18 protein-coding genes and 2 pseudogenes are annotated in these 21,391 nt (G+C 59.7%); 9 read left to right on the top strand and 11 right to left on the bottom strand.

Annotation, left to right across the window (positions count from 1 at the left end; genetic code table 11):
• Nucleotides 1-103: 103 nt before the first annotated feature.
• From JWS10_RS03550 to JWS10_RS03525, 6 genes are all read right to left on the bottom strand, one after another.
• On the bottom strand, nucleotides 104-1,204 hold the full coding sequence (locus tag JWS10_RS03550) for an LLM class flavin-dependent oxidoreductase (protein ID WP_299504834.1): 1,101 nt from the start codon (nucleotides 1,202-1,204) through the stop codon (nucleotides 104-106).
• Complete coding sequence (locus tag JWS10_RS03545; protein ID WP_299504831.1) at nucleotides 1,201-2,874, bottom strand: ABC transporter ATP-binding protein; 1,674 nt, start codon at nucleotides 2,872-2,874, stop codon at nucleotides 1,201-1,203. The genes JWS10_RS03550 and JWS10_RS03545 overlap by 4 nt, the downstream gene beginning before the upstream one ends.
• Nucleotides 2,853-3,701: an ABC transporter permease gene (locus JWS10_RS03540; protein WP_299504829.1), complete on the bottom strand. Its 849-nt coding sequence runs from the start codon at nucleotides 3,699-3,701 to the stop codon at nucleotides 2,853-2,855. Before JWS10_RS03540 ends, JWS10_RS03545 begins: the two co-directional genes overlap by 22 nt.
• Nucleotides 3,698-4,702, bottom strand: a complete 1,005-nt coding sequence (locus JWS10_RS03535) for an ABC transporter permease (protein ID WP_299504826.1) — start codon at nucleotides 4,700-4,702, stop codon at nucleotides 3,698-3,700. Before JWS10_RS03535 ends, JWS10_RS03540 begins: the two co-directional genes overlap by 4 nt.
• 58 nt (nucleotides 4,703-4,760) lie before the next feature.
• The gene (locus JWS10_RS03530; RefSeq protein ID WP_299504824.1) at nucleotides 4,761-6,398 is read right to left on the bottom strand and encodes an ABC transporter substrate-binding protein; all 1,638 of its coding nucleotides are present in this window, start codon (nucleotides 6,396-6,398) and stop codon (nucleotides 4,761-4,763) included.
• A 525-nt stretch (nucleotides 6,399-6,923) separates the two neighbouring features.
• Nucleotides 6,924-9,473: a molybdopterin-dependent oxidoreductase gene (locus JWS10_RS03525; protein WP_299504822.1), complete on the bottom strand. Its 2,550-nt coding sequence runs from the start codon at nucleotides 9,471-9,473 to the stop codon at nucleotides 6,924-6,926.
• 164 nt (nucleotides 9,474-9,637) lie between these two features.
• On the opposite strand from JWS10_RS03525, the gene JWS10_RS03520 reads away from it, so the two are divergent.
• Entirely contained in the window at nucleotides 9,638-10,648 is a 1,011-nt protein-coding gene (locus tag JWS10_RS03520; RefSeq protein ID WP_299504820.1) for a C-terminal binding protein, read from the top strand.
• A gap of 306 nt (nucleotides 10,649-10,954) precedes the next feature.
• Here JWS10_RS03520 and JWS10_RS03515 read toward each other — a convergent pair whose 3' ends face one another.
• Genes JWS10_RS03515 through JWS10_RS03500 form a run of 4 tightly spaced genes read right to left on the bottom strand, consistent with a single transcriptional unit; the run spans nucleotide 10,955 to nucleotide 14,190 of the window.
• A complete protein-coding gene (locus tag JWS10_RS03515; protein ID WP_299504819.1) occupies nucleotides 10,955-11,887 on the bottom strand; it encodes a cyclase family protein in 933 nt (310 codons plus the stop codon).
• A 40-nt stretch (nucleotides 11,888-11,927) separates the two neighbouring features.
• Nucleotides 11,928-13,121 carry a PLP-dependent aminotransferase family protein gene (locus JWS10_RS03510; RefSeq protein WP_299504818.1) on the bottom strand — a complete coding sequence of 398 codons (1,194 nt, stop codon included), beginning with the start codon at nucleotides 13,119-13,121 and terminating at the stop codon, nucleotides 11,928-11,930.
• Nucleotides 13,122-13,129: 8 nt separating this feature from the next.
• The gene (locus tag JWS10_RS03505; RefSeq protein ID WP_299504817.1) at nucleotides 13,130-13,867 is read right to left on the bottom strand and encodes an SDR family oxidoreductase; all 738 of its coding nucleotides are present in this window, start codon (nucleotides 13,865-13,867) and stop codon (nucleotides 13,130-13,132) included.
• Between the two features lie 5 nt (nucleotides 13,868-13,872).
• Nucleotides 13,873-14,190: a DUF1330 domain-containing protein gene (locus tag JWS10_RS03500; RefSeq protein WP_299482325.1), complete on the bottom strand. Its 318-nt coding sequence runs from the start codon at nucleotides 14,188-14,190 to the stop codon at nucleotides 13,873-13,875.
• Nucleotides 14,191-14,317: 127 nt separating this feature from the next.
• Between JWS10_RS03500 and JWS10_RS03495 the strand changes: the two genes are divergently transcribed.
• Entirely contained in the window at nucleotides 14,318-14,773 is a 456-nt protein-coding gene (locus JWS10_RS03495; RefSeq protein WP_299504815.1) for an Lrp/AsnC family transcriptional regulator, read from the top strand.
• Nucleotides 14,774-15,257: 484 nt separating this feature from the next.
• Complete coding sequence (locus tag JWS10_RS03490) at nucleotides 15,258-15,671, top strand: hypothetical protein (RefSeq protein ID WP_299504812.1); 414 nt, start codon at nucleotides 15,258-15,260, stop codon at nucleotides 15,669-15,671.
• Nucleotides 15,672-15,843: 172 nt separating this feature from the next.
• Here JWS10_RS03490 and JWS10_RS03485 read toward each other — a convergent pair whose 3' ends face one another.
• Nucleotides 15,844-16,086, bottom strand: coding sequence for a sulfurtransferase TusA family protein (locus JWS10_RS03485; RefSeq protein WP_299504810.1), 243 nt, complete (start codon nucleotides 16,084-16,086; stop codon nucleotides 15,844-15,846).
• A 638-nt stretch (nucleotides 16,087-16,724) separates the two neighbouring features.
• Between JWS10_RS03485 and JWS10_RS03480 the strand changes: the two genes are divergently transcribed.
• The 6 genes and pseudogenes from JWS10_RS03480 (at nucleotide 16,725) to JWS10_RS03460 (ending at nucleotide 21,362) form a co-directional block, all read left to right on the top strand.
• Nucleotides 16,725-17,984 (top strand): site-specific DNA-methyltransferase, encoded by a 1,260-nt coding sequence (locus JWS10_RS03480; protein WP_299504809.1) that lies wholly within the window; start codon nucleotides 16,725-16,727, stop codon nucleotides 17,982-17,984.
• Nucleotides 17,981-19,093 carry a ParB N-terminal domain-containing protein gene (locus JWS10_RS03475; RefSeq protein WP_299504806.1) on the top strand — a complete coding sequence of 371 codons (1,113 nt, stop codon included), beginning with the start codon at nucleotides 17,981-17,983 and terminating at the stop codon, nucleotides 19,091-19,093. The genes JWS10_RS03480 and JWS10_RS03475 overlap by 4 nt, the downstream gene beginning before the upstream one ends.
• Before the next feature lie 95 nt (nucleotides 19,094-19,188).
• Entirely contained in the window at nucleotides 19,189-19,611 is a 423-nt protein-coding gene (locus JWS10_RS03470) for an acyl-CoA transferase (protein ID WP_299504804.1), read from the top strand.
• Nucleotides 19,612-19,635: 24 nt separating this feature from the next.
• Nucleotides 19,636-20,220 (top strand): annotated as a pseudogene (locus JWS10_RS21215) (phage tail tube protein); the annotation flags it as partial.
• Between the two features lie 36 nt (nucleotides 20,221-20,256).
• A pseudogene (locus JWS10_RS21210) lies at nucleotides 20,257-20,907 on the top strand (phage tail tube protein); the annotation flags it as partial.
• Complete coding sequence (locus JWS10_RS03460; protein WP_299504800.1) at nucleotides 20,904-21,362, top strand: hypothetical protein; 459 nt, start codon at nucleotides 20,904-20,906, stop codon at nucleotides 21,360-21,362. The pseudogene JWS10_RS21210 and the gene JWS10_RS03460, both read left to right, overlap by 4 nt.
• Nucleotides 21,363-21,391 lie beyond the last annotated feature (29 nt).

The following is a 21,391-nucleotide window of genomic DNA, read 5'->3' as shown; positions in this document are numbered from 1 at the left end:
GATTCGGCAGGCTCGCACAAGCCCTTACAATGATGCAAAAATCTACACTCAAACCAAAACGGCCTCCGCTTGGGAGGCCGTATGGGCATAAAGTCGAAACCGCTCAGAGACTGGGTGTCCAACCAAAGTTTGGTGCCACCGTTTGCGCAAGATCGGCAAGCAGGCGACGGTTCTGCTCTAGGTTAAAAGCAGGCGGCAGGAACAGCACCAGCTCATCCGCAGCCGCGAGGCCGGGATCGGTGAGCACCGCCTGCACGACCTGATCTGGCGTGCCGTGATAAACCGGGCAAATCTGGCTGCCCTCGGGGTTATTGGTGCGGGCCGTTGGTTCCAACGCTCCTTTGGGGCGTGAGGCCGCGATACCTTGCGTGCGGCGTTCCAGATCATAGGCGGCATAGGTGTCTCGCAATTCCACAGTGGTACCGGGCAGGATAGAGGCTGCGACGGCCACTGAAGGTGGCTCGGTTCCCCATTTTGCGCGCCATGCGCTGCGATACGCGGCGATGATGCGGGCCTGATATGCACTGAAATTTTCCCCCGGCTCCTGATCATGCTGGACAGTGCCGCTAATCAGGCCGATGCCCAGCTCTGCCGCTTGAATGGCGGATCCGACGCTCGCGGCGCCTTGGCGGATACGGTTTCGCAATGTCGGGCTGTGCGGCGTTACCCGCAACTCGCTGCCCTCTGTCGCACTGTGACCCGGACCATCAATGCGGTGCAAAACCTCACCCGAGATTGCTGCAAGGAAACGCGCCTTCCTGCGCTTGGCCTCGCTGCGTGCATCGGTATTGACGGTGCCAAACACCGCGTCAAAGGCGGCAGTCGCCCCGGTTGCGATTGCAAGTTCGAGCCGCCCGCCGATCAAAAGATCCGTGGTGCCAGCAGCTTCGGCCAGTAAGATCGGGTCTTGGTAGCGCATCGGGATCACCGCCGAGCCTAGCGTGATGCGGTTTGTGTGCTGGCCTACGGCTGCGAAAAACGGCAGCGGTGATGACAGATAATTGTCGAAATGCCGCTGATAGGCCCAGCCGGATTGATAGCCCAACGCCTCCGCCGCCTGATACAACGCGATGCCTTCGCGCAAGCCCTGCGCTGGGCCATCGCAATTGTTGAAGGACACGCGGGTGTTGAACCCGAGCCGTTGTTTGGGGCGGAAGCCTTCCGGCAATGCACCGGGCGCGCTGATAGATTGGGCAATCGTCATGCTACTTCCTCGATGCGAGTGGAAATCTGGGCCGATGTCACGGGTCGCACCCGCGCGCCAATGCCTGAGGGGATCGCCTCTAGCAGCGCCCGCGTGTATGCCTCACGCGGGTTATCGAAAATGTCGGCGACGCGGCCATGTTCAACAATCCGGCCCCGGTGCATCACTGAAACGCTGTGCGCAAGCTGCCGCACCAGCGCCAAATCGTGTGAGACGAAAACATAAGTCAGGCCAAGCTTCGCTTGAAGCGACAGCAGCACCTCGACGATATCGGCTTGCACAGAAACATCCAAAGCCGAGGTAGGCTCGTCCAACACAATGACGTCGGGCTTCAAGACCAAAGCCCGCGCGATGGCCACCCTTTGACGCTGCCCCCCCGACAAAGCGGCAGGTTTACGCGACAGTAGATGTTCGGCCAGCCCCACGCTTGCCAAAGCCTCGCGCACGCGGTCGTTGCGTTCGGCAGGGGTGCCGATGCGGAAGCGGTCCAGCGGTTCGCGCACAAGGCTTTCGACTTTCCACGTCGGGTCGAGCGAGGTGAACGGGTTTTGGTAGACCAGTTGCAGATGCCGCCAAGCCTCGCGCAGCGTCGTCGGGGTGCGATCCGAAAGCGTCAAACCCGCGACGGTGATATGGCCTTGGTCGGGCTGATCCAACCCCATCAACAATCGGATTGCCGTGGTTTTGCCCGAACCGGACTCGCCCACCAGCGCATGAGTGGTGCCAGCGGGGACCGTGAAGGACACGTTATCCACCGCCGTCAGCGTGCGGCCATCGACGGTGAAAGTTTTGGTGATGCCGGAAAACTCGATCTTCGGGGCAGCAGCGTCATCAGCCCGCTTCAAACCCGGATCACGCAAAGCCGCATAACGATTGGGGTTCAGCGAAGGCACATCGGCGTAAAGCTTGCGCGCATAGGCGGTGCTCGGCGAGGCGAAAACTTCCGCCGTGCGGCCCGCTTCCTGCACCACGCCACCCTTCAACACCACCAGAGCATCGGTGCGTTCGGCGGCAATCGCAAGGTCATGGGTGATCAGCAGAAGGCTGATGCCGAGATCGGCCTGAAGCTGCGACAACAGATCAAGGATGCGCTTCTGAATTGTCACATCCAAGGCCGAGGTCGGCTCATCCGCCACCAGCAGCGCTGGGCGCGGCAGCACTGCCAGACCGATCAGCACGCGTTGCAACATGCCGCCAGAAAGCTGATGCGGATACGAGTCATAGACGCGCTGCGGATTGTCCAAGCCGACTTGCGCGAACACATCCAAAATGAGTGCTTTGCGGACAGCGTGGTTCGGCTCATCCAGCAATGCTGCCGCCTCTTGCGCCTGCACGCCGATGGTGCGTACCGGGTTCAGCGCATTGCCGGGGTCTTGCGGAACAAACCCGACCGAGCGACCGCGCAACGACCGGAAATGACGCTCGGGCAGCGACAAAACCTCTTGCCCGTCGAACTCAACCCGCCCGGTGGCGTGACCCCGTGCTGGAAGCAAGCGCAACACGGCGCGCGCGATGGTCGATTTGCCCGAACCGGACTCGCCAATCAGCGCAAGGCTTTTGCCGCGCCCAAGCTCGAAGCTTACATCGCGCACCACTTGGTTTGGGCCATAGGAAACCGAAAGTCCCTCAACCCGCAGAAGCGGCGTCTTCAATCTGTCTTGCGAAGCCATCGGCTGATCCTGTTGAGTGAGAGAACGGTGGCGATAATGGCAATGGCGGGGGCGTAGATCAGCCAAGGCCATTTCATGTAATCTTTGCCGATTGAGATCAGCAGACCCCAATCCGAAGCTGGCGGCGGGTCGCCGTAGCCAAGGAACGCAAGGCCCGCGATGACCAAGATCGACAGACCAAAGCGCAGCACGGCCAGCGGCAACACCGAGCGCGAAGCGTTTGGCAGCACGTGGCGCAGCAGAATATGCCAGCGCGAGCCGCCCGACAGGAACGAAGCCTCAACGAACGTGGCCTGACGCGTCTTGATCACCTCTGATCGCATCACCCGCGCGAAAACAGCGACGGCAGAGACTCCGGTGGCGATGGCCGCGTTGATGGTGTCAAAGCCGAGCGCCGTGACGACGATAACCGCCAGCAGAAAGCTGGGGATCGCCAACAACACATCGACCAGACGGGCGAAAATTATGTCAACCCAGCCGCCGAGGAACCCCGCCAGCAGGCCAATCAACCCGCCAACAAACAGGCCGATCACTACTGCAATCAGCGCGCTGGATACCGACGACGCAGTGCCATGCACGACGCGGGCGTAAAGATCGCGGCCCAGTTGATCGGTGCCAAACCAATGCGCAATGCTGGGTGCCTGTAATTTGTCAGCCGGGACTCCGACAAACGGGTCGTGGCCACTGAACAATCCGGGCACCAGTGACCAGCCGATGACCAAAGCGAGGATTATGAAGGCCAGGGCCACGCTAGGCGGTATTCCCAAGGCTGCGAAGGGCGCGTGGAGACGTTTTCGCGACAAGGCGGAGGCGAGGGAGATTGTCATACAGTCACCGTTGGGGATGCAGTGTCAGAGGTTGAGGCGCTTGACCGCACCGCAGTTGCACCCAAAATTTTCACGCGAGGGTCCAGCAGCGGATAGACCAGATCGGCGATCAGATTGACCAGCACGAAGACCATAGCGGCGAGTGACACCACGGCTTGCAGCACAGGCAAGTCTTGCGTCACCACCGACCGTTGCACGAGATTGCCGATGCCGGTGCGGCCAAAAACCGTCTCAGTTATCAGCGCGCCGCCGAGAACTTCGCCCACCATCAGCGCCACCACTGTGACGACTGGCAGTGCTGAGGGTTTCAGGAAATGCCGGAAGAACAGCGGCGTCTGCCGCAGCCCCCGCGCACGGGCAACGGCGGCATATTCTTGAGCGGATTCGTTGTCGAGGTTTGCCACCAGAACCTCGGCAATCTGCGCCGAGATTGGGATGCCAAGGGCGATAGAAGCAAACACTGTCGCCCAAAAGCTGTTCGGGTCAATCACCATGAACAGACCCAACTGGAAACCGAACAGATGGATCAGCACCAGCCCGATCACGAAAGTAGGCACCGACAGAAACAGCGACGGCAAGCTGCGCACAAAGCCTTGACCAAATCGCCGGGGCAGAAACTGGCTGCCATAAGCGATCAGCCCAGCCAGCACCAAGGCCACCGCCAATGCCGACGACGCTAGGATGAGGGTCGAGGGCAGCACCTCGGAAATCAACGTGGCCACCGGACGGCTAGAGCGCATCGACAGCCCCAGATCGCCAGTAACGAAGCCAGACAGCGCGTGCCACAACTGCAAGGCAACAGGATCATTCAACCCCTGCGCTTCGATGATCTCTTGAATCTGCGCCATGGTGAACGCGTTCTGTGGATCGTGCAGCACGTTGGTGATCGGATCACCGGGCAGGATGCTGACCACCAAGAAGGTGAAGACATAAGCCAACAGCACCACAACGGCGGCCTGTAGAAGGCGTTTGCCCGCATAGTTCAAATAGGCGTTTCTCATGCCATTCACTTTCTTGGTTAGACCGGGCTTGGTTAGACCGGTTCAGCGTTTCGCCGGATCAGGCGGTGCCTTTGGTCGCGGCGTAGTAGCTGGCGTAGGCGACGCCGTTGTAAACGACGCCTTTCACCTCGGGCGACTGCACATAGATGCGCTGGACGATCTGGGTGCGGGGAATAAAGTAGCCCTGCTCAAGTACATAGGCCTTCAGCTCATCCAGCAGCGGTGCGCGCACTTCCAGCGAGCCTGCTCCGGCAATCTGATCGCGAAGATCATTGATCCGTGCATCGCTTTCGCCAAGGTTGAACCAGTTCTCACCTTTGTTGGCGTCGGTCAAAATGCCCGCCACAGTGCCCGCGTCGATAAAGCTGCGGGTCACTTCGTAGGCAGGGATCGTGTCGCCCGCGCAATGGACCTTCTCGCCAAACGTCACCACGTCGTAGGCGCGGATTTCGACTTTCCAGCCGATCCGGCCCAGTTGCTGCGCGATCAACTCGTCCACCGATTTCGAGGTCGCGAGATACGGGTTAGAATGCAGCGTCAGCAGCAATTCAACGCCATCCTTCACTCGGATGCCATCGGCACCTTTGACCCAACCTGCCTCATCCAGCAAAGCCTCCGCCTTAGCGGCATCATAGGCCAGCAGCGCACTGTGATCGGTCGCCCCCGGCACGTTGCTTTGAATGAACGAGGTCGCAAGCTTCCAATCCGGCGTGTAAACCGTGTCGATAATCTCTTGCCGATTGATCGCCACTTGCAGGGCTTGGCGCACTTTTACATCGTTATACGGGGCCAGCTTGGTGTTGATCGCCCAGCCGTTCACAAAGCCCAGATAGCGCGGTGTCGCCACGGTAAACCCAGCTTCCTGAAGCGACTGCAACTCTTGGGGCGAAGCGTTATAGGCGATATCGGCTTGACCCGCTTGCACAGCCGCCACTCGCAACGATTGCTCAGCCACCAGCTTGTAGGTGATGCTGTCCAAGAACGCCGGACCAGTATGCCCAACCGCCGCCGGACCCCAGTTGTAATCAGCGCGCTTCATCAGCTTGACGAAATCGCCCTCTTTCCACGAGTCGACCACATAAGGCCCGCTGCCTGCAGTTTTGCTCAGGTCAGCTTGCTCGGTCGCAGGCGTCGCCAGTGTCTTAGGCGAAATCAAAATAGATCCGTGATAGCCCAGTGTGGGAATAAAGCCCAAGGTCGGGGCTTTGAACACCACTTTAACCGTCAGCGGATCGACCGCCTCGGCGTGGTCATATGTTTTCGGGAACAAGCCGATCGGGTTAATCCCGTCATCGGTGCGACCGGCATACCAGATATCAAGGTTGGCGATTACAGCCGCTGCGTCCAATGGGGTGGCATCCGAGAACGTCACGCCGCTTTTCAGCTTTAGGGTGAACTCAGTGGCAGTGTCGTTTTGCTCCCAGCTTTCGGCCAGCCACGGGCTTGGGGTGCCATCAACATCGACATAGACCAGCTTGTCAGAGACATGGCCCCAGATATGGCCCTGGAAACTGGAAATCGCGCTGTTGTTCGGAATCCATGTGTCGCCCAGTGAGTTGATCAAGAAGACGATATCGCCGCCTGCCGGAGCCTGCGCAAAGGCCGAAACTCCGCTGAACGAGGCAATGGTCAGCGCGGCAGAGCCAGCAAGCAGGCTGCGGCGCGACAGTCGAAGAGAAGTCAGATGGTCAGTCATGGAACAATTCCTGATGATTGGATTTTGTGCCCACGGCTGCAAAAAGCAGCACGAGCGGGGCGATAGTTATATGCGATCCACAAGCCGCTGCGGCCGCATAGGGACAAAACTTCAAAAGCGGCCACAGATACGGCTACAAAAAGACATAGCTATTTCAATGGCATACAGAGGTATGCCGTCATGCCGGGTTCCTTGCTTCGCTATGATGCAGCTTTCGTCGTGTCCGGGCGCACTTGGGCGATCTTCCCCGGAACCAACGTCGAAAAAGCGGTTTCGATTGCTGCGGTTTCGTTATGGAAAGAGATAGACCGACCTGTCCTTATTGTCTATTTCGTAGATAGGTAGAGATGGGGAAGCATTTTCCCGCTTTCACGACCTAAACAGTCGAGTTTTCCTGTCGGCTCTCTGGGCGGGCTTCAAGCCCCTATCCAACGCCCGGAGCCTCACGATTCATGCTTGGGCTTGGCCGCGCGCGACTGCGCTACGTAATCAGTCACGCGCTCTAGGTTCTGGGGTTTGCCGAGATCAGACGCGGCGCAGGATATCCACATGCGGCACAACTGGCGGCGGCTCAGTGGTCAGACGCTCAATCGAAACCAGCGAAAGCTGACCCGCGCAGCCTTGGCTTAAAATCGACGCGCCAATATCAGAAGTCACCGCATTCGGGTTGCCGTTCACGCAAGTCCTGCCCGACCCGGCGAGATCAATCGGCGCATACCATGCACCGGTTGCCAACTGCACAACACCGCTGCGGATCGCATCGGACAGCAAGGCCGATGCCAAAGTCGCGCCACGGCCATTCCAAATCCTGATCACATCGCCGTCGGAAATACCCAAACTTGCAGCATCGGCGGGGTTCAACCGCGCAACTTCCCGCCCTGCATTTTTGCTGTCCATACTGGTCGCGCCAAAATCCAGCTGGCTGTGCAGCCTGTTCGCCGGTTGGTTTGCCACCAAGTGAAACGGATGCTCTGCCGCAGACGAAGCCCCCAACCACGCTAGCGGCGCTATCCAAGCCGGATGCCCCGGCAGGCCAGCCGCCGCCACGCGGTCCGAGAAAATCTCGATCCGACCCGACGGAGTTTTCAACGGATGCGCCGCAGGATCGCTGTGAAAGCGCCGGATATCGCCATCGCTTTTCCGCGTAGGCAGCGAAAGAACCATGCCTTGCCGGAACGTGCCATAATCCGGTGCGAGCAGCCCTTGCGCGGTCAACGCCTGCTGCGTGACAGCATAAATCCGCTTCAACCAACCGTTGCTGTCGAGACCTTCGCTGAAGGCAGCGCCACAACCAATCCGCTCGGCAAGACCTGCGAAAATCTCAAAATCATCGCGGGCCTCGCCATAGGGCGCAGCAAGTTGCTCCATCGCGATAAGGAAAGGGTCATTGCCGCCCGCCCCAATATCTTCGCGCTCTGCCGTCACTGTGGTCGGAAAGATGATGTCCGCGTGGTTTGCCGTGGCGGTGCCAACGCTGTCATGCACGATGATCGTGTCCGGTCGCGCGAACGCATCGGTCAGACGGGTCAGGTCTTGGTGATGGTGAAACGGATTGCCGCCTGCCCAATAGACCAGCCGGATATCGGCATAGTGCCGCGTCTCGCCCATATACGCATAGACTTTACCCGGATGCAGCAGTAATTCCGCGATCCGCGCGCAGGGAATGAAATCGCCGACCCGGTTCTTGCCTTGTGGCAAAGTCGGCAGCGGTACCTCCAGCGGTGGCTTGCCAATATTGCCAATCGAGCCAAGCCCATAGCAAAACCCCGCCCCAGCCTCGCCGCAACGCCCCAGCATCGCCGAAAGCGTCAGCGCCATCCAGATCGGTTGCTCGCCATTCTCAGCCCGTTGCAGCGAATAGGTTACATTAATCAGCGTGCGCAGTTTCGATGCACGCTCGGCCAGCGCCGTGATCTCATTCGCAGGCACATCACAGATTGCCGCCGCCCAATCGGCAGTCTTAGGAACACCATCGGTTTCGCCCGTCAGATAGGCCACGAAGCGGTCATATCCAGTGGTGTAGCGATCAAGATAAGCTCGATCCGCCCGACCCGTCGTATGCAGATGATGCGCCATCCCAAGCATCAGCGCCACATCAGTGCCGGGCCGAGGCGCAAGCCTGCTCAAGCCCGGCAGCGCGTCCATATCGTCGGCAATCGGGCTGATCGACACAAATCCGCAGCCCCGCGCAGCAGCATCCTCCAAAGCCTGACGGACAGAGTGCTGTGAATTACCGCCAGGACTGATTGCGGTGTTGCGCAGAGGCAATCCGCCAAAACTAATCAGCAATTCGGTATCTGTAGCAAGCTCCGCCAGATACGGATGATCGCGGTTCAACTTCAGGGAATTGCCCCAAACCATCGACAAAATCACCGTCCCCGCCGCCGAAGAATAGGTGTCAACGCCTGCGACATAGCCGCCAAAACTGGTGTTCAGAAACCGGTGCAACTGGCTTTGCGCATGATGAAACCGCCCGGCAGAGGCCCAGCCATAAGATCCGCCGAAAACATGCGCGCCGGGCAGAGTATCCGCATCAGCCATATCCGGCCTAGCCCCAAGCCGGATCAGTTCGCGCGCGGTCAGATCAAGTGCCGCGTCCCAGTCGATCTCGACGTAAGTATCACGCCCGCGACGCATATCAGGCCCCGGTCCGTTTTCCAGCCAGCCCTTGCGCACCATTGGGCGGCGCAGACGAGCCGGATGATCCAGCGATGCGGCAATGTTGCCGAGCAAAGCTGACGGTTCCGGGTCGTCCACGAAAGGCTCAATCTCGATCGCGCCATCGACACCACGACGCGCTCGGAACGCGCCCCAGTGACTGCTATGTTGGCGAAAGCGCGACAGTTCTGTCATGTCAGGAGTCCGATGGATCAGGGCGGGGAGAGGCCGCCCTTGAGCGTCCCGCGACAGCAATGCAAAGCGATAACACACCTCGTCATGTCCACGCTCGGACAGAGCTTTAACTTCGAAGCCATACAAAGGCCATCCCAAAGGACTGTTGTTTAACAGCACAACCAAGCTGCGCAGCACGCGGGCCGAAGAATAAACCGCTTCGGGCCATGTTTGGGCAAACAACAGATTACCCGCGTTTCGGCGGCACAATATGGTGAAACTTTAGCTTTCTGCAGAAATTATCGAAAACCTAATACAGCAATTCTGCGCTAGACTTGACCGCGTATCCCTACGGGCCGCTATCGACTGCGCTGCCCTAAGTTGAACTTTAAGGAACTCTGTAACAGATGGCAAAAACTTCGATGACCAAGTATGTGGTCGGCATCACCGATCACATGATCGGTCAGCCCGACCTTGAAGCATCGATCTTAGGCGACGCTGTTGAGATCGACTTCTTCGACACCACCGATGAGACGCTCTTTGATCCAGCCCGATTGGCGCGGCTGGACGCTTTGATGGTCTGGGGCGCGCGTCTTGGACCGCGCAGCATAAACCATCTGAGCCGATGCCGGGGTGTTGTGCGATATGGTGTAGGCTATGAGAAGATCGACGTTGCAGCGCTGACGCATGCGGACATCCGCTTTGCCAACAACCCAGATTACGGCACAGAGGAAGTGGCCGACCATGCCATGGCGATGATACTATCATTGCACCGCAGGCTTTGGGAACATGACGCCCGTGCGCGCAACTTTTCCGATGGCTGGCAGGTTCACAGTTTGAAGCGTCTCTCACGCTCAAACCGTAGCACGATAGGCGTGGTGGGGGTGGGACGCATCGGCACGGCGGTCATCAACCGGTTGAAACCCTTTGGTTTTCGCATTTTGGGCTATGATCCGCACCAGCCGCCTGGCCATGAAAAAGCCGTCGGCTACGAACGGGCAGAACGGTTAGAGGATCTGCTGGCACAATCCGATGTGGTAACGCTGCGCTGCCCGGCCACCCCCAGCACCAAGGACCTGATGGGCGCAGATGGCCTTGCACAAATGAAACCGGGCGCAATCCTTGTTAATACCGCACGTGGCGAGTTGACCAGTGATTTGAACGCGCTGGAGGCGGCACTGCGAAGCGGGCGTCTGGCCGCTGCTGCGATTGACACGCTGCCGCAAGAGCCTCCGGGCCCTCACCCATTGCTGGACGACTGGCGGCAACGTGCGGCTTGGCTTGCCGGGCGACTGGTCATAACACCGCACAATGCTTTCTACTCGGACGACGCGGCAATCGAGATGCGCAGCAACGCCGCTCGAACCGTTCAGATCCTGTTGATCGAAGGACGGATGCGCAATCAGGTGCTGAACTGACCGAAGTCATAGCGCAGACATTCCGCGTCGTCTGTTAGTTGAAACCAAAGCCGCCGGTTTGCCGTAGTCCTCGCAATCTTTCCTCGCTCGATGATGACAAAGCGTGGCAACGCAGTGGCGTGGGCTCAATTAATTCGAACCCTTTGAAGATGAGGCGAAACAAAATTCAGCCGCCCGATTACAGTCGAGTATCTGCTATTGCTTGATCTGCCAATGCGTGCCCGGGGCGCTGATACGAAGGAGTTTCTACCCTGCATGCGCGTCAGCAAGGCTTATTTACTGACGCGCATTTCACTATTCGCGCGGTTATTCGCGTATACGCATCCCGCGCGCGGCATCGAATTTCAGCAACTTGTCTGATTTCGGCAGCGGTGCCTCCGCGACTTCACCTACAGAGATGCCGTACTGCCAGTCAGGCGGGCAAATCGCGACGTAGCGCGCGTAGCCGCCCAGCCCGCCGCCGAACTTCGGATACCCGATGGCAATCAGCGCGCCCACTGGCGGAACTTTGTCAAGGTTGGCCACGCCTTCGGCCTGCGCATAGCCGTTGTGCATGAGCCAGTGCTCACCTTCTAACGTCGGAGTGGCATCGGTATCCAGCGGTTCATGGCCGTGGAACAGGATCTTGCGCTGCTCATGCAAGAATTTCAGCGCGTCCAGACCGACCCCGGGGAAGGGTGCCCGCGCGGCAAATTCCTTATCGGGCCAACCTTTTGACCAACCAGAGCGCACCATCACCACAGAACCTTCTGGGATCGTGCCGTATTCTTTTTCAAACGCTTCAATGTCGGAGACTTGCAAGGCATAGCCGAAGTCCTTGGCGACTTGCGGCTCTATATTGATCACCACAAGTGGGCGCAGGGTGTAGGTTGCGGGCAACTCGTCAATCGCCGGATACTCCGGCGCCCAATGCGCGGGCGGGTCGAGTTGCGTGCCAAGCTGGTCAGTGCGCAGGATGTAATTGGTGGCCTCAAACCCATGTTTTTCGTATGTAAACGCCTCGTCCTTGGCGACATAGCCCTCCATCGCCACACCAGCGGTTGCGGGGGCAAAGGTTGGGCCACCAAACCCGGCCCAAACCGGAATATCCGGCGTGATCGTATGGGTCAGATCGACGTATTTGGCTGATTTGAACGTATCGTTGTAGACTTTCCACAAGCCGGGATCGTCAGCTTGTGCCGCGCTTGCAAGGCAAGTGGCGCTAAGTAAGCAAGCGCTGAGGAGGGATTTTAGGCGCATTGTAGTCCCTTTCAAATCGAGGTTGCATTGGTTCAATAAATCAGGCGGCATTGGTCAGAGTAGTCAGGGCGGCGGCCAGTCTGATCACCCCCTCATTTAACTTTTCAGGGCCGTTCAGGGTAAAGTTGATGCGGATCGAGCTGCGATTGCGGCCTTCAGGGTCAAACACGCTAGAGGGCGTGATACAGACGCCATGCTTCATGGCTTGGGCCAGCAGGTGATCTGTATTCAGACCGGGATCGCGCGCTGTGGCCCAGACGAACATGCCGCCCGACGGCACCTGCCAATCAAAGAAATCCGAAAGATGCGTGGTCATGGCTTGGCACAAAGCATCGCGACGGTCACGATAAAGCGTCAGTATGTTGGGCAAGATGCGGTCGGTCAAGCCGCTGGCAAAAGCATCCTGTGCGATGCGCTGGCATAAGCCCGAGGTGCACATGTCAGAGCCTTGTTTGGCGGCCACGAGCGCTCGGATCATCTCGGGCGCTGCGATCACCCAGCCGACACGAAAGCCGGGGGCAAGTTCCTTTGACAAGGTGCCTAGATAGATCACCGGGCCAGTGTAGATGGGCTCGTTTCTGCCAGACATCGTGAGCATGCGCGGCAGCGGGGCAGCGTCGTAATAAAGGGTGCCGTAGGGGTCGTCCTCAATAAGCCAAGTCTCGGTAGCATAAGCGGCAGCAACCAAAGCGATGCGATCTTCAACGCCGACCAGTTGCCCAGTGGGATTAGAGAAATTCGGTACGGCATAGGCAAACTGAGCGGACTGAAGTGCAGCTTCGGGATCGAAATCATTGGCATGCAGGTGCATGGGTCTATAGCTGGGGCGTCTAGGGCGCCAAGCATCCAGCGCGCCAAGATAAGCCGGGGTTTGTGCAGCGATCAGACCGCCTTCTTCCAGCAGAACCTTGCCGATCAGATCAAGCGCCTGAATACCACCTGTGGTGATCAACACGTTGTCACGGCAAAGGTTCAAATTAGGCGCGGAAAACCTTGCGGCAATCGCATCTCGCAACTCAGGCAGGCCCTCAATCGGTACATAGGCCAGCGCGTCTTGTGGGTGATCGGCGATGGCACGGGCCGCCATTGTTGACAGCTCGGCAATCGGCCATGTCGAAGGATCGGGTAAGCCGCCTGCCATGTTAATAAGTCCGGGTATTTGACCCGCAGCCAAGAAGATCTGCGTTACGTTATTGGTCTCGGACAGCCAGTTGGCAAAGGCGGGACGCGGCATGAAAACCCCTAGATCGAATGTAGAAAACCGCCATCGACCGCTATGGCCTGACCGGTGATATAAGACGCGCGCCCGGATGCAAGAAAGGCCGCGAGGGCCGCAAACTCGGCGGGCTCTCCCAGTCGGCCCGCGGGGATCTTGGCCCCCATTGAGGCATTGTCCACGCCCAGCTCGGCCATACGGTCAGTGTTGGTATAGCCCGGCAATAACGCGTTTACGGTGATACCTTGGCCAGCAACTTCGCGCGAAAGCGTGTTTAGCATGCCCAAAATCCCCGCCCGCAAGGCGTTTGAGATCACCAGTCCCGGCTGCGGCTCTTTCGCGGCAACCGACGTGACGGCGAGGATGCGGCCCCAGCCATTGGCTTGCATACCGGGTAAGACCGCTTGAATACTGTCCACAGCGCTCATCCAAAGACCCTGAAACCCCGCAGCCCAAGCGGCGGACGTGGTCGCGCTGAAGCTGCCTGTCGGCGGTCCCCCGGTGTTGGTCACCAGAATGTCGGGCGTCCGACCCAGCAGATCCGTGGCGGCCTTTACCAGTGCCGTGCCCACACCCTCTACCGACAAATCGCCCGGCAGGCCAAAGCACCCGATTTCAGCTGCCACCTTATGCACGCGTGCCGCATCGCGCGCGACAATCACCACTGTCGCGCCTTCCTGCACAAGTTCCGCCGCGATCGCGCGACCCAACCCGCGCGAGCCGCCGAACACCAGCGCAGTTTTGCCGTGAAGCTGCAAATCCATCTACCCTAAACCTTAGGATCGGGATTTGCGGTGTTGCCATCGCTAGTCTGCAGGCACATCCGACCCTTTGATGAAAGGCGGCGAAATACCGACGCGCTTTGGTAATCTGCGTCATTATACCATGCCAGCGCGGTGGTCTTGTCGGGGAACTCCAGAATGACCATCCGCTCGGTGAAGGTCGGGCCCTCGACTGTCTCTATGGGGTCGCCACGGGTGAGAAACTTGCCACCATACCGCGCCAGAGTGGCCGGGGTGAGGGCGGTGTATTTGCGATAAGTCTCAGGGTCGTGCACTGACATCGTGCAGATGAAGTATGAGGGCATATTGAGTTCTCCGCTATCAGACCATGCTAGTCGTAAAATTTCGATGAATGTCTGCGAAGATCGGTAAATTTGATTGAGGTGACGCGCAAATGCGCTAAGATTTACGGAAATTTTAGAGAATATCACTATGCCCCAGCTAGACTCGATTGATCACAGAATCCTTGATGTGCTCGCGCGGGACGGGCGGATTTCGATGCTTGATCTAGCGGATCGGGTGGGGCTTTCGTCGACGCCCTGCGGCCGCCGTGTCAAGCAGTTGGAGGCGGCGGGGATTATCCGCGGATATGCCGCGCAGATTGACCAAGTGGCGTTGGGGCTGAATGTCAGCGTGCTGGTGTCAGTGCGATTGGCGCGACACGGCACCGATGGCACAGAGCAATTTCTATCGGCCATCGCGAAGCATCGGGAAATCACCGAGTGTCTGCTGGTGACGGGAAACGTAGATTACGTGCTGCGGATTTGGGTGCGCGATATAGACGCCCTTGGCACCTTTATCCGCGATGTTCTTCAATCAATTCCCGCAGTGGCGGAAACATCGACGATGGTGATTCTGAAGCAAGATATGCAGCCGTCGCGGCGATAATATAAAAACGAAAGCGGCTGCGTGGCGCTATCACAATCAAACGGCACGCTCGGCACTTGCAATTGCGAGGTTCCGGCATTGGCGGTTTGGTTGCTGGCTGCCACAAAGGCCACACACTAGGGTCGAAAAACTCTCAGGCCTTTTGATTTTTCCCCATAATCTCAAGCCTGATCGGGCTCAAGGTTATGCAAGATGCAGTACAAGTCCAGCCCAACCCGCGCCAGTTTGGGACGCATGTTGTCGATGGCCTTTTTGGTCATCGCTGGCTTGCCGACTCTGACTGGGGATCTTGGCTGGGTCGCGTTGCAAAAGGTCGCGCGCAACCAAAACAATGGGATCGAGGAAACCATCCCGCGATCTCGGAGGTGCGCGGCTTTACCGCGAAAATCAGCCGAATTGTCGTGGTTGCCCCCGAACTTGCAGCCGTCACCACAGAAGATGCGCGCCGCGAGCGTGTGGCCGATTTGTTGCTCAAGCCGAAGCGTTGGAACGCCGGGTTGCACGTTATGAAGCCACAGGTGACGTGCCCCCGGCGGGGGTTGCACAAGCCGGGACCGATGTTCGCTTCAGTATTGAGCGGCTTGATCGTTTGGTGCAAGACCGCATCATAGCCATCGCCGCACTGCACGCCCGATTGCAAAGCGGGGCTGACGGCTACGACCGAACTGCCAAAGATTGTCGACACGTTGGTGGCCAATGCGCAGAGGGGCAATTCAGCCGTCAATCTCTAGCTTCTATGATCTCGAAAGATGCACAGACCAATGCCAACAGCAGCGGGTTTGGCGAGCCATCGCGGTGGAAATGGCACGGCGGCATACGGCGCGAGGGAGTTTTGAACCGCGCCGAGTTTGTTCCCAATCCCCCGATGATTTCACTGGAGAAGACGATGATTTCCTAAGTGAGATGGGCCTTGTTGCTGCGTTCTCAACCAATGCACCGTCTAGAAACGCCACACGCATTCTCGGAAAAACGGCCAATTTGGCGACGCTTTCCACGGGCCAAGCGTATGTTAAGCGTCGCGGCGATCCGTCAGCGCGGAAAATCCAGTCATGGAAGGCGCAGTAACTTGTCTAGCTAGCCTTCTCAATCAAGAAGGAGTGACCGGTATCGGTATCCCTTGTTTGAAGCAGCGTGTGGCCGAGTTGAGTGCACATGTGAGGTATGTCAATTAGCGCGACTGGATCTGTCGTAATGACGAGAAGGGTTTCCCCAACGTTCAGCGATTTGAGGGACTTCTTCGCTCTGATGACCGGTAGTGGGCAAAGCATGCCTTGAACGTCCAGAGTTAGGTTTGGGGTGCCTACTTCGTTCATTTTGGTCGACCTTTGTGGGCTAGCCCAGCCAAAGCTTTTCAGCATGCTGCAGGTCGGGCTAGAGTTGTTGATTGTTGCTATCTCAACTTGGCATGCACTTGGCAACCCTGCCCTTCTCGACAGTTGCAGTAAGCATCTACGAACAGCGCTCCTTGGAAACGACTTCGCGCGGCTTCGTTTCTGCCCTACCCCCCTGGCATGGTTCCTCCCCAGCCCTGTTTGTATGCGGGGGGGCGCAGCGCGGCAGTTCGCTAGCGACAGGCACTTTCACCTGGGAATCCAGGCGGAAGCCACTTGCAGTCTGATCTTGGAAAAAGCGACTCAATATCAAAGGCTTGCTGAATCACGATCCCGGCGCGCTGGATTCTTTTGCGGAATCCAGGGAAGCCAGTTTGCGGAAGCCACCGCGCCGAATGCCAGCCGACGGAAGCCACCTGCCGGGAAGCCGTTGAATCTACGCGCATTTTTCGTTTGACAAAGCTGCCCCCCTTGACCTACCCCTTGATCATCGAAGAATTGCGCCCGGAGGATAACTCTCTCGGGCGCTTTCTTTTTCCCCATATCGCGGATCCCATTCCGGCCGTTGGCATCGCCCAGCGCGCCTTGGCATGTCCGCCTGCCTGAAATGAGAATCGCCGATGGACCTCGTCTTCGCGCCCAGCCAGATCGAGACCTGGCCGATTGACCGCCTGCGCCCCTATGCCCGCAATGCCAAGAACCACGGCACGGGCCAAGTCGCGAAGATTGCTGCCAGCATGGCCAAGTTCGGCTGGACAGTGCCCTGCATGGTGGCCGACGATGGCGAGTTGATTGCTGGTCACGGCCGGGTGCTGGCAGCAGCGATGCTGGGGCTGAAGGACGTACCGGTGATCCGGCTCAGTCATCTCGACGAGGCCGAGCGCCGCGCCTACCGGATCGCCGACAACAAGCTGACCGAGTTGGGCGAGTGGGACGAGGCGATGCTGCGCGACGAGATCGCGGGGCTGCTGGCCGAGGATTTCGACCTGTCGCTCCTCGGGATTACCGACGAGGATCTGGTCGCCCTGCTGCGCGATCCGGATCAGCCGGAAGGTGGTGCTGTCGAGGGTGAAGATGACATTCCTGAACCGCCGGTCACGCCGATTTCCATCGCGGGCGATCTTTGGCAACTCGGATCGCACCGGCTGATCTGCGGCGACAGCACGTCCGCCGATGTGGTCGGGCAGCTGTTGGGCGATGTGAGGCCGCTGCTGATGGTCACCGACCCTCCCTACGGCGTGGAATATGACCCGTCCTGGCGCAACCAGGCGGGTGCGGCCAGAACCAAACGGACCGGCAAGGTGCTGAACGACGACCGCGCCGATTGGCGCGAGGCTTGGGCGCTGTTCCCCGGCGACGTGGCCTATGTCTGGCATGGTGCGCTGCATGCCACGACCGTGGCCGAGAGCCTGGCGGCGGCAGGTTTCGCCGTCAGGTCGCAGATTATCTGGGCCAAGGATCGCCTCGTCCTGAGCCGCGGCGACTATCATTGGCAGCATGAACCCTGCTGGTACGCGGTGAAAAAGACCGGCAAGGGCCACTGGGCCGGGGACGGGAAGCAAACCACTCTGTGGCACATCTCTGGCAAGGACCAGGACGCGGCCACCGTGCACGGCACGCAAAAGCCGGTGGAATGCATGCGCCGCCCGATGCTGAACAATTCCAGCCCCGGCCAGGCGGTGTATGAGCCCTTCATGGGATCAGGCACCACGCTGATCGCGGCAGAAACAACGGGGCGAGTGTGCTTCGGGATCGAGTTGAACCCGGCCTATGTCGATGTGGCCATCGAGCGCTGGCAGTCATTCACCGGTGCCAATGCCGTTCTGGCCGATACCGGCGAGAAATTTGCCGATCTGAAGGCCAAGAGGCTTGCGGCATGAACGCGCCCCTTTCGCCCAAGCAGATCGAATACTGGCCCCTGGCCCAGCTGAAGCCCTATGCCCGTAATGGCAAAACCCACGACGCCAATCAGGTGGCCAAGATCGCCGCCAGCATGGCCGAGTTCGGCTGGACGGTGCCGGTGCTGGTCGCCGCCGACGGCGATTTGATCGCGGGCCATGGACGCATCTTGGCGGCGGCGCATCTTGGGCTGACTGAGGTTCCGGTCATCGTGCTCGGCCATCTGACCGAAGCCCAGCGCCGCGCCTATCGGATTGCCGACAACAAGTTGACCGAGCTGGGCGGCTGGGACGAAGCCCTGCTCTTGCAGGAACTGCAGGCATTGCTGGCAGAAGATTTCGACCTCGGGCTGATCGGTATCCCCGAGGATGAACTGGACGCTTTGCTGGCCGATGCTGACGACCGGTCGATTTCTGATGGTGCGGCTGACGCCATCCCCGACCCGCCCGCCGAACCGATCACCCGGCCGGGAGACATATGGGCGCTGGGCAAGCATCGCCTCTGCTGCGGTGATGCCACCGATCCATCCGCCGTGGCCAAACTGATGCAAGGCGAGCAGGCCACGCTGATGTTCACGTCACCGCCCTACGCCCAGCAGCGCGACTACGGGGCGGCGAAGGAAAAGGTCGGGGATTGGGATGCGTTGATGGAGGGCGTGTTCACGGCAGCGCCGGTCGCGCATTACGCGCAGGTCCTGGTCAACCTAGGCCTCGTGCATCGCGACAGCGAATGGCAACCCTATTGGGAGGAATGGGTGGAATGGATGCGCAAATGTGGTTGGCGGCGGTTTGGCTGGTATGTCTGGGATCAGGGCCCGGGCCTGCCTGGCGACTGGAACGGCCGCCTGGCGCCCTCGCACGAGTTCATTTTCCACTTCAATCGCGCGCCTCGCAAGCCGCACAAAACCGTCCCGTCCAAGCACGCGGGCGAAACCCTGGGCGGCGGTGGGCTGCGCGGGGCCGACGGCACCGTCCACGCCAAGACCGGAACCGGCAATGCGATCCAGAGCCTAAGGTTGGCGCCAACTTCAAAGGTTTCGACGCTGAGACCTACAAGAAGCCATTTACGTCGGAGTTGGAAGTGGACCTAAAATCGTTCAACTACCAACCCCTTAAGTTGAATAGCATTTCCGGGCGGCCAGTCGTCAGAACGAAGCCGCAGGAAACTCGGCACTAGGAAAACCCTATGCCCAGCAAACGCGAAACCATCCTCGCCGCCCTACACGCGCGGCTGCTGAACCTCGCCGCCCCGGTGCTGCGCGGCGAGGTGCTGCCCGAACGCGTTCCTGCCACTGGCCTGATCATCCTGCGCGACGGCAAGCCGGGCGAACCCGAGGTGACGCTGTCGCCGCTGACCCATTTCTATGAGCATCGGGCCGAATTGGAAGTGGTGATCCAGGCGGGGACTGGGCGCGATGCCCTGTTCGATGCGCTAACCGCATCCATCGGCTCGGCACTGGCGGCTGATCGCACCTTGGGTGGGCTTTGCGATTGGGTCGAAGCAGAAGCACCCGAGCCGGTCGATCTGCCCATCGAAGGTGCGGCTGCGCTCAAAGCTGCTGTGATCATCATCGTGCTGCACTATGCGACTTCCGACCCACTGATCTGATTTCCCTCACAAAAGGACACTGACATGGCACGCGCACAAGGAGCGCGGGCGCAAATGGCGCTTGCGTTCGAGTCTGTTTACGGCATTCCGCCGGGGTCCGGATTTACCCAGATGCCCTTCATCACAAGTTCGCTTGCGGCGGAGCAACCGTTGCTGGCGTCCGAGCTTCTGGGCTATGGCCGCGATCCCCGCGCACCGCTGCTGGATGCGATCACCACGGATGGCGATGTCGAGGTGCCGATCGACGCCGTGGGCTTTGGGTTCTGGCTAAAGGCGGCCTTCGGGGCCCCAACCACAGCCGGGACGGTCGCCGCGACGGGGGCAATCACCTTCCCGGCCCAACCGGTTGTCAACGCTACGGTTACGATCAACGCCACGGCCTTTACCTTTGTGGCTTCGGGGGCTGTCGGCAGCCAGGTCAATATCGGTGCCAACCTGGCGGCCACGATGACAGCCCTTGCTGTGGCGCTGAACGCCAGCGTCGTGCCGGGCGTGGCGCTGGCGACCTACACCGGAACGGCCACCGCGCTGACGATGGTCTACGATGTCCTCGGCAGCGCAGGGAATACGTTCACTCTGGCGACGTCCGTTTCACCCGCGTCCAACGGGACCCTATCGGCGGCAACACTGACCGGCGGACTGAATTCGCACACATTCATGTCGGGCAACTTGACCCTGCCCAGCATGTCCATCGAAGTCGGTATGCCCGAAGTGCCGCGCTTCGCGATGTATTCGGGCTGCGTCCTCGATGCGCTGTCCTGGTCGATGGAACGCTCGGGCCTCTTGAGTTCCAAGGTCATGCTGGTGGCGCAGGGCGAGACCATTGCAGGCGCCACGGCTGCGGGCACACCGGCGGCCATCGCCCTCAAACGGTTCGGCCACTTCAACGGGGCAATCAAGCGCGATGGCGTGGCGCTGGGCAACATCGTTTCCGCCGATGTGACCTACGCCAACAACCTCGACCGGATCGAAACCATCCGATCCGATGCCAAGATCGACGGTGCTGATCCCACCATTGCGGCTCTGACCGGCAAGGTCGAAGTGCGGTTCGCTGAGACGACCCTGCTGACCCAAGCAATCAATGGCACGGCGGCAGCGTTGGAATTCAGCTACGTGCTGGGCAGCGGCGAGAGCCTGACGCTGACCGCCCATGCCGTCTATCTCCCCCGCCCGCGCATCGAGATCAAAGGCCCCAAGGGTGTGCAGGCCAGTTTCGATTGGCAAGCAGCCCTCGCCATCAGCCCTGCCCGCATTTGCACCGTCGTTCTCGTCAACAACTTGGCAGGTTACCCATGATCCGGATCAATCTCTCACCCGAACCGCAATGGCTCGACCTTGGCCACGGCGTGCGGTTGCAGCTTCTGCCACTGACCACCTCGCTGATGGTGGCGACCCGGTCTGACCCTGAAGTTCAATCGCTGGACGTCGATGCCAGCAACGACGAACGGGCGGCTGTCTTTGCTGGGGCGCTGGCTCGCCGCGCCGTGGTGGGTTGGGAGGGCGTCGGCGACGAAGACGGAATCGCGCTGGCTGTCACGCCCGAAGGCATCGACGCCCTTCTATCCCTTTGGCCGATCTTCGAGGCTTTCAACCTCCAATATGTCAGCCGCGGCATGTTGCTGGATGCCGAAAAAAAAGGCTCTGCGCCCTCACCGACTGGCACTTCGGTGGGGGCGACAGCTACTGCGCGGCCTGCGGCACCCAATGCGCGGCCTGCGGCACCCAATGCGCGGACTGCCCGGCCCGACTGAACCAGCCGCAGACCGATGACGGCTGGCAG

The sequence above is a fragment of the Cypionkella sp. genome, from assembly GCF_028290025.1.
Taxonomy (GTDB): Bacteria; Pseudomonadota; Alphaproteobacteria; order Rhodobacterales; family Rhodobacteraceae; genus Cypionkella.
This window is presented reverse-complemented; position numbering and strand designations above follow the sequence as displayed.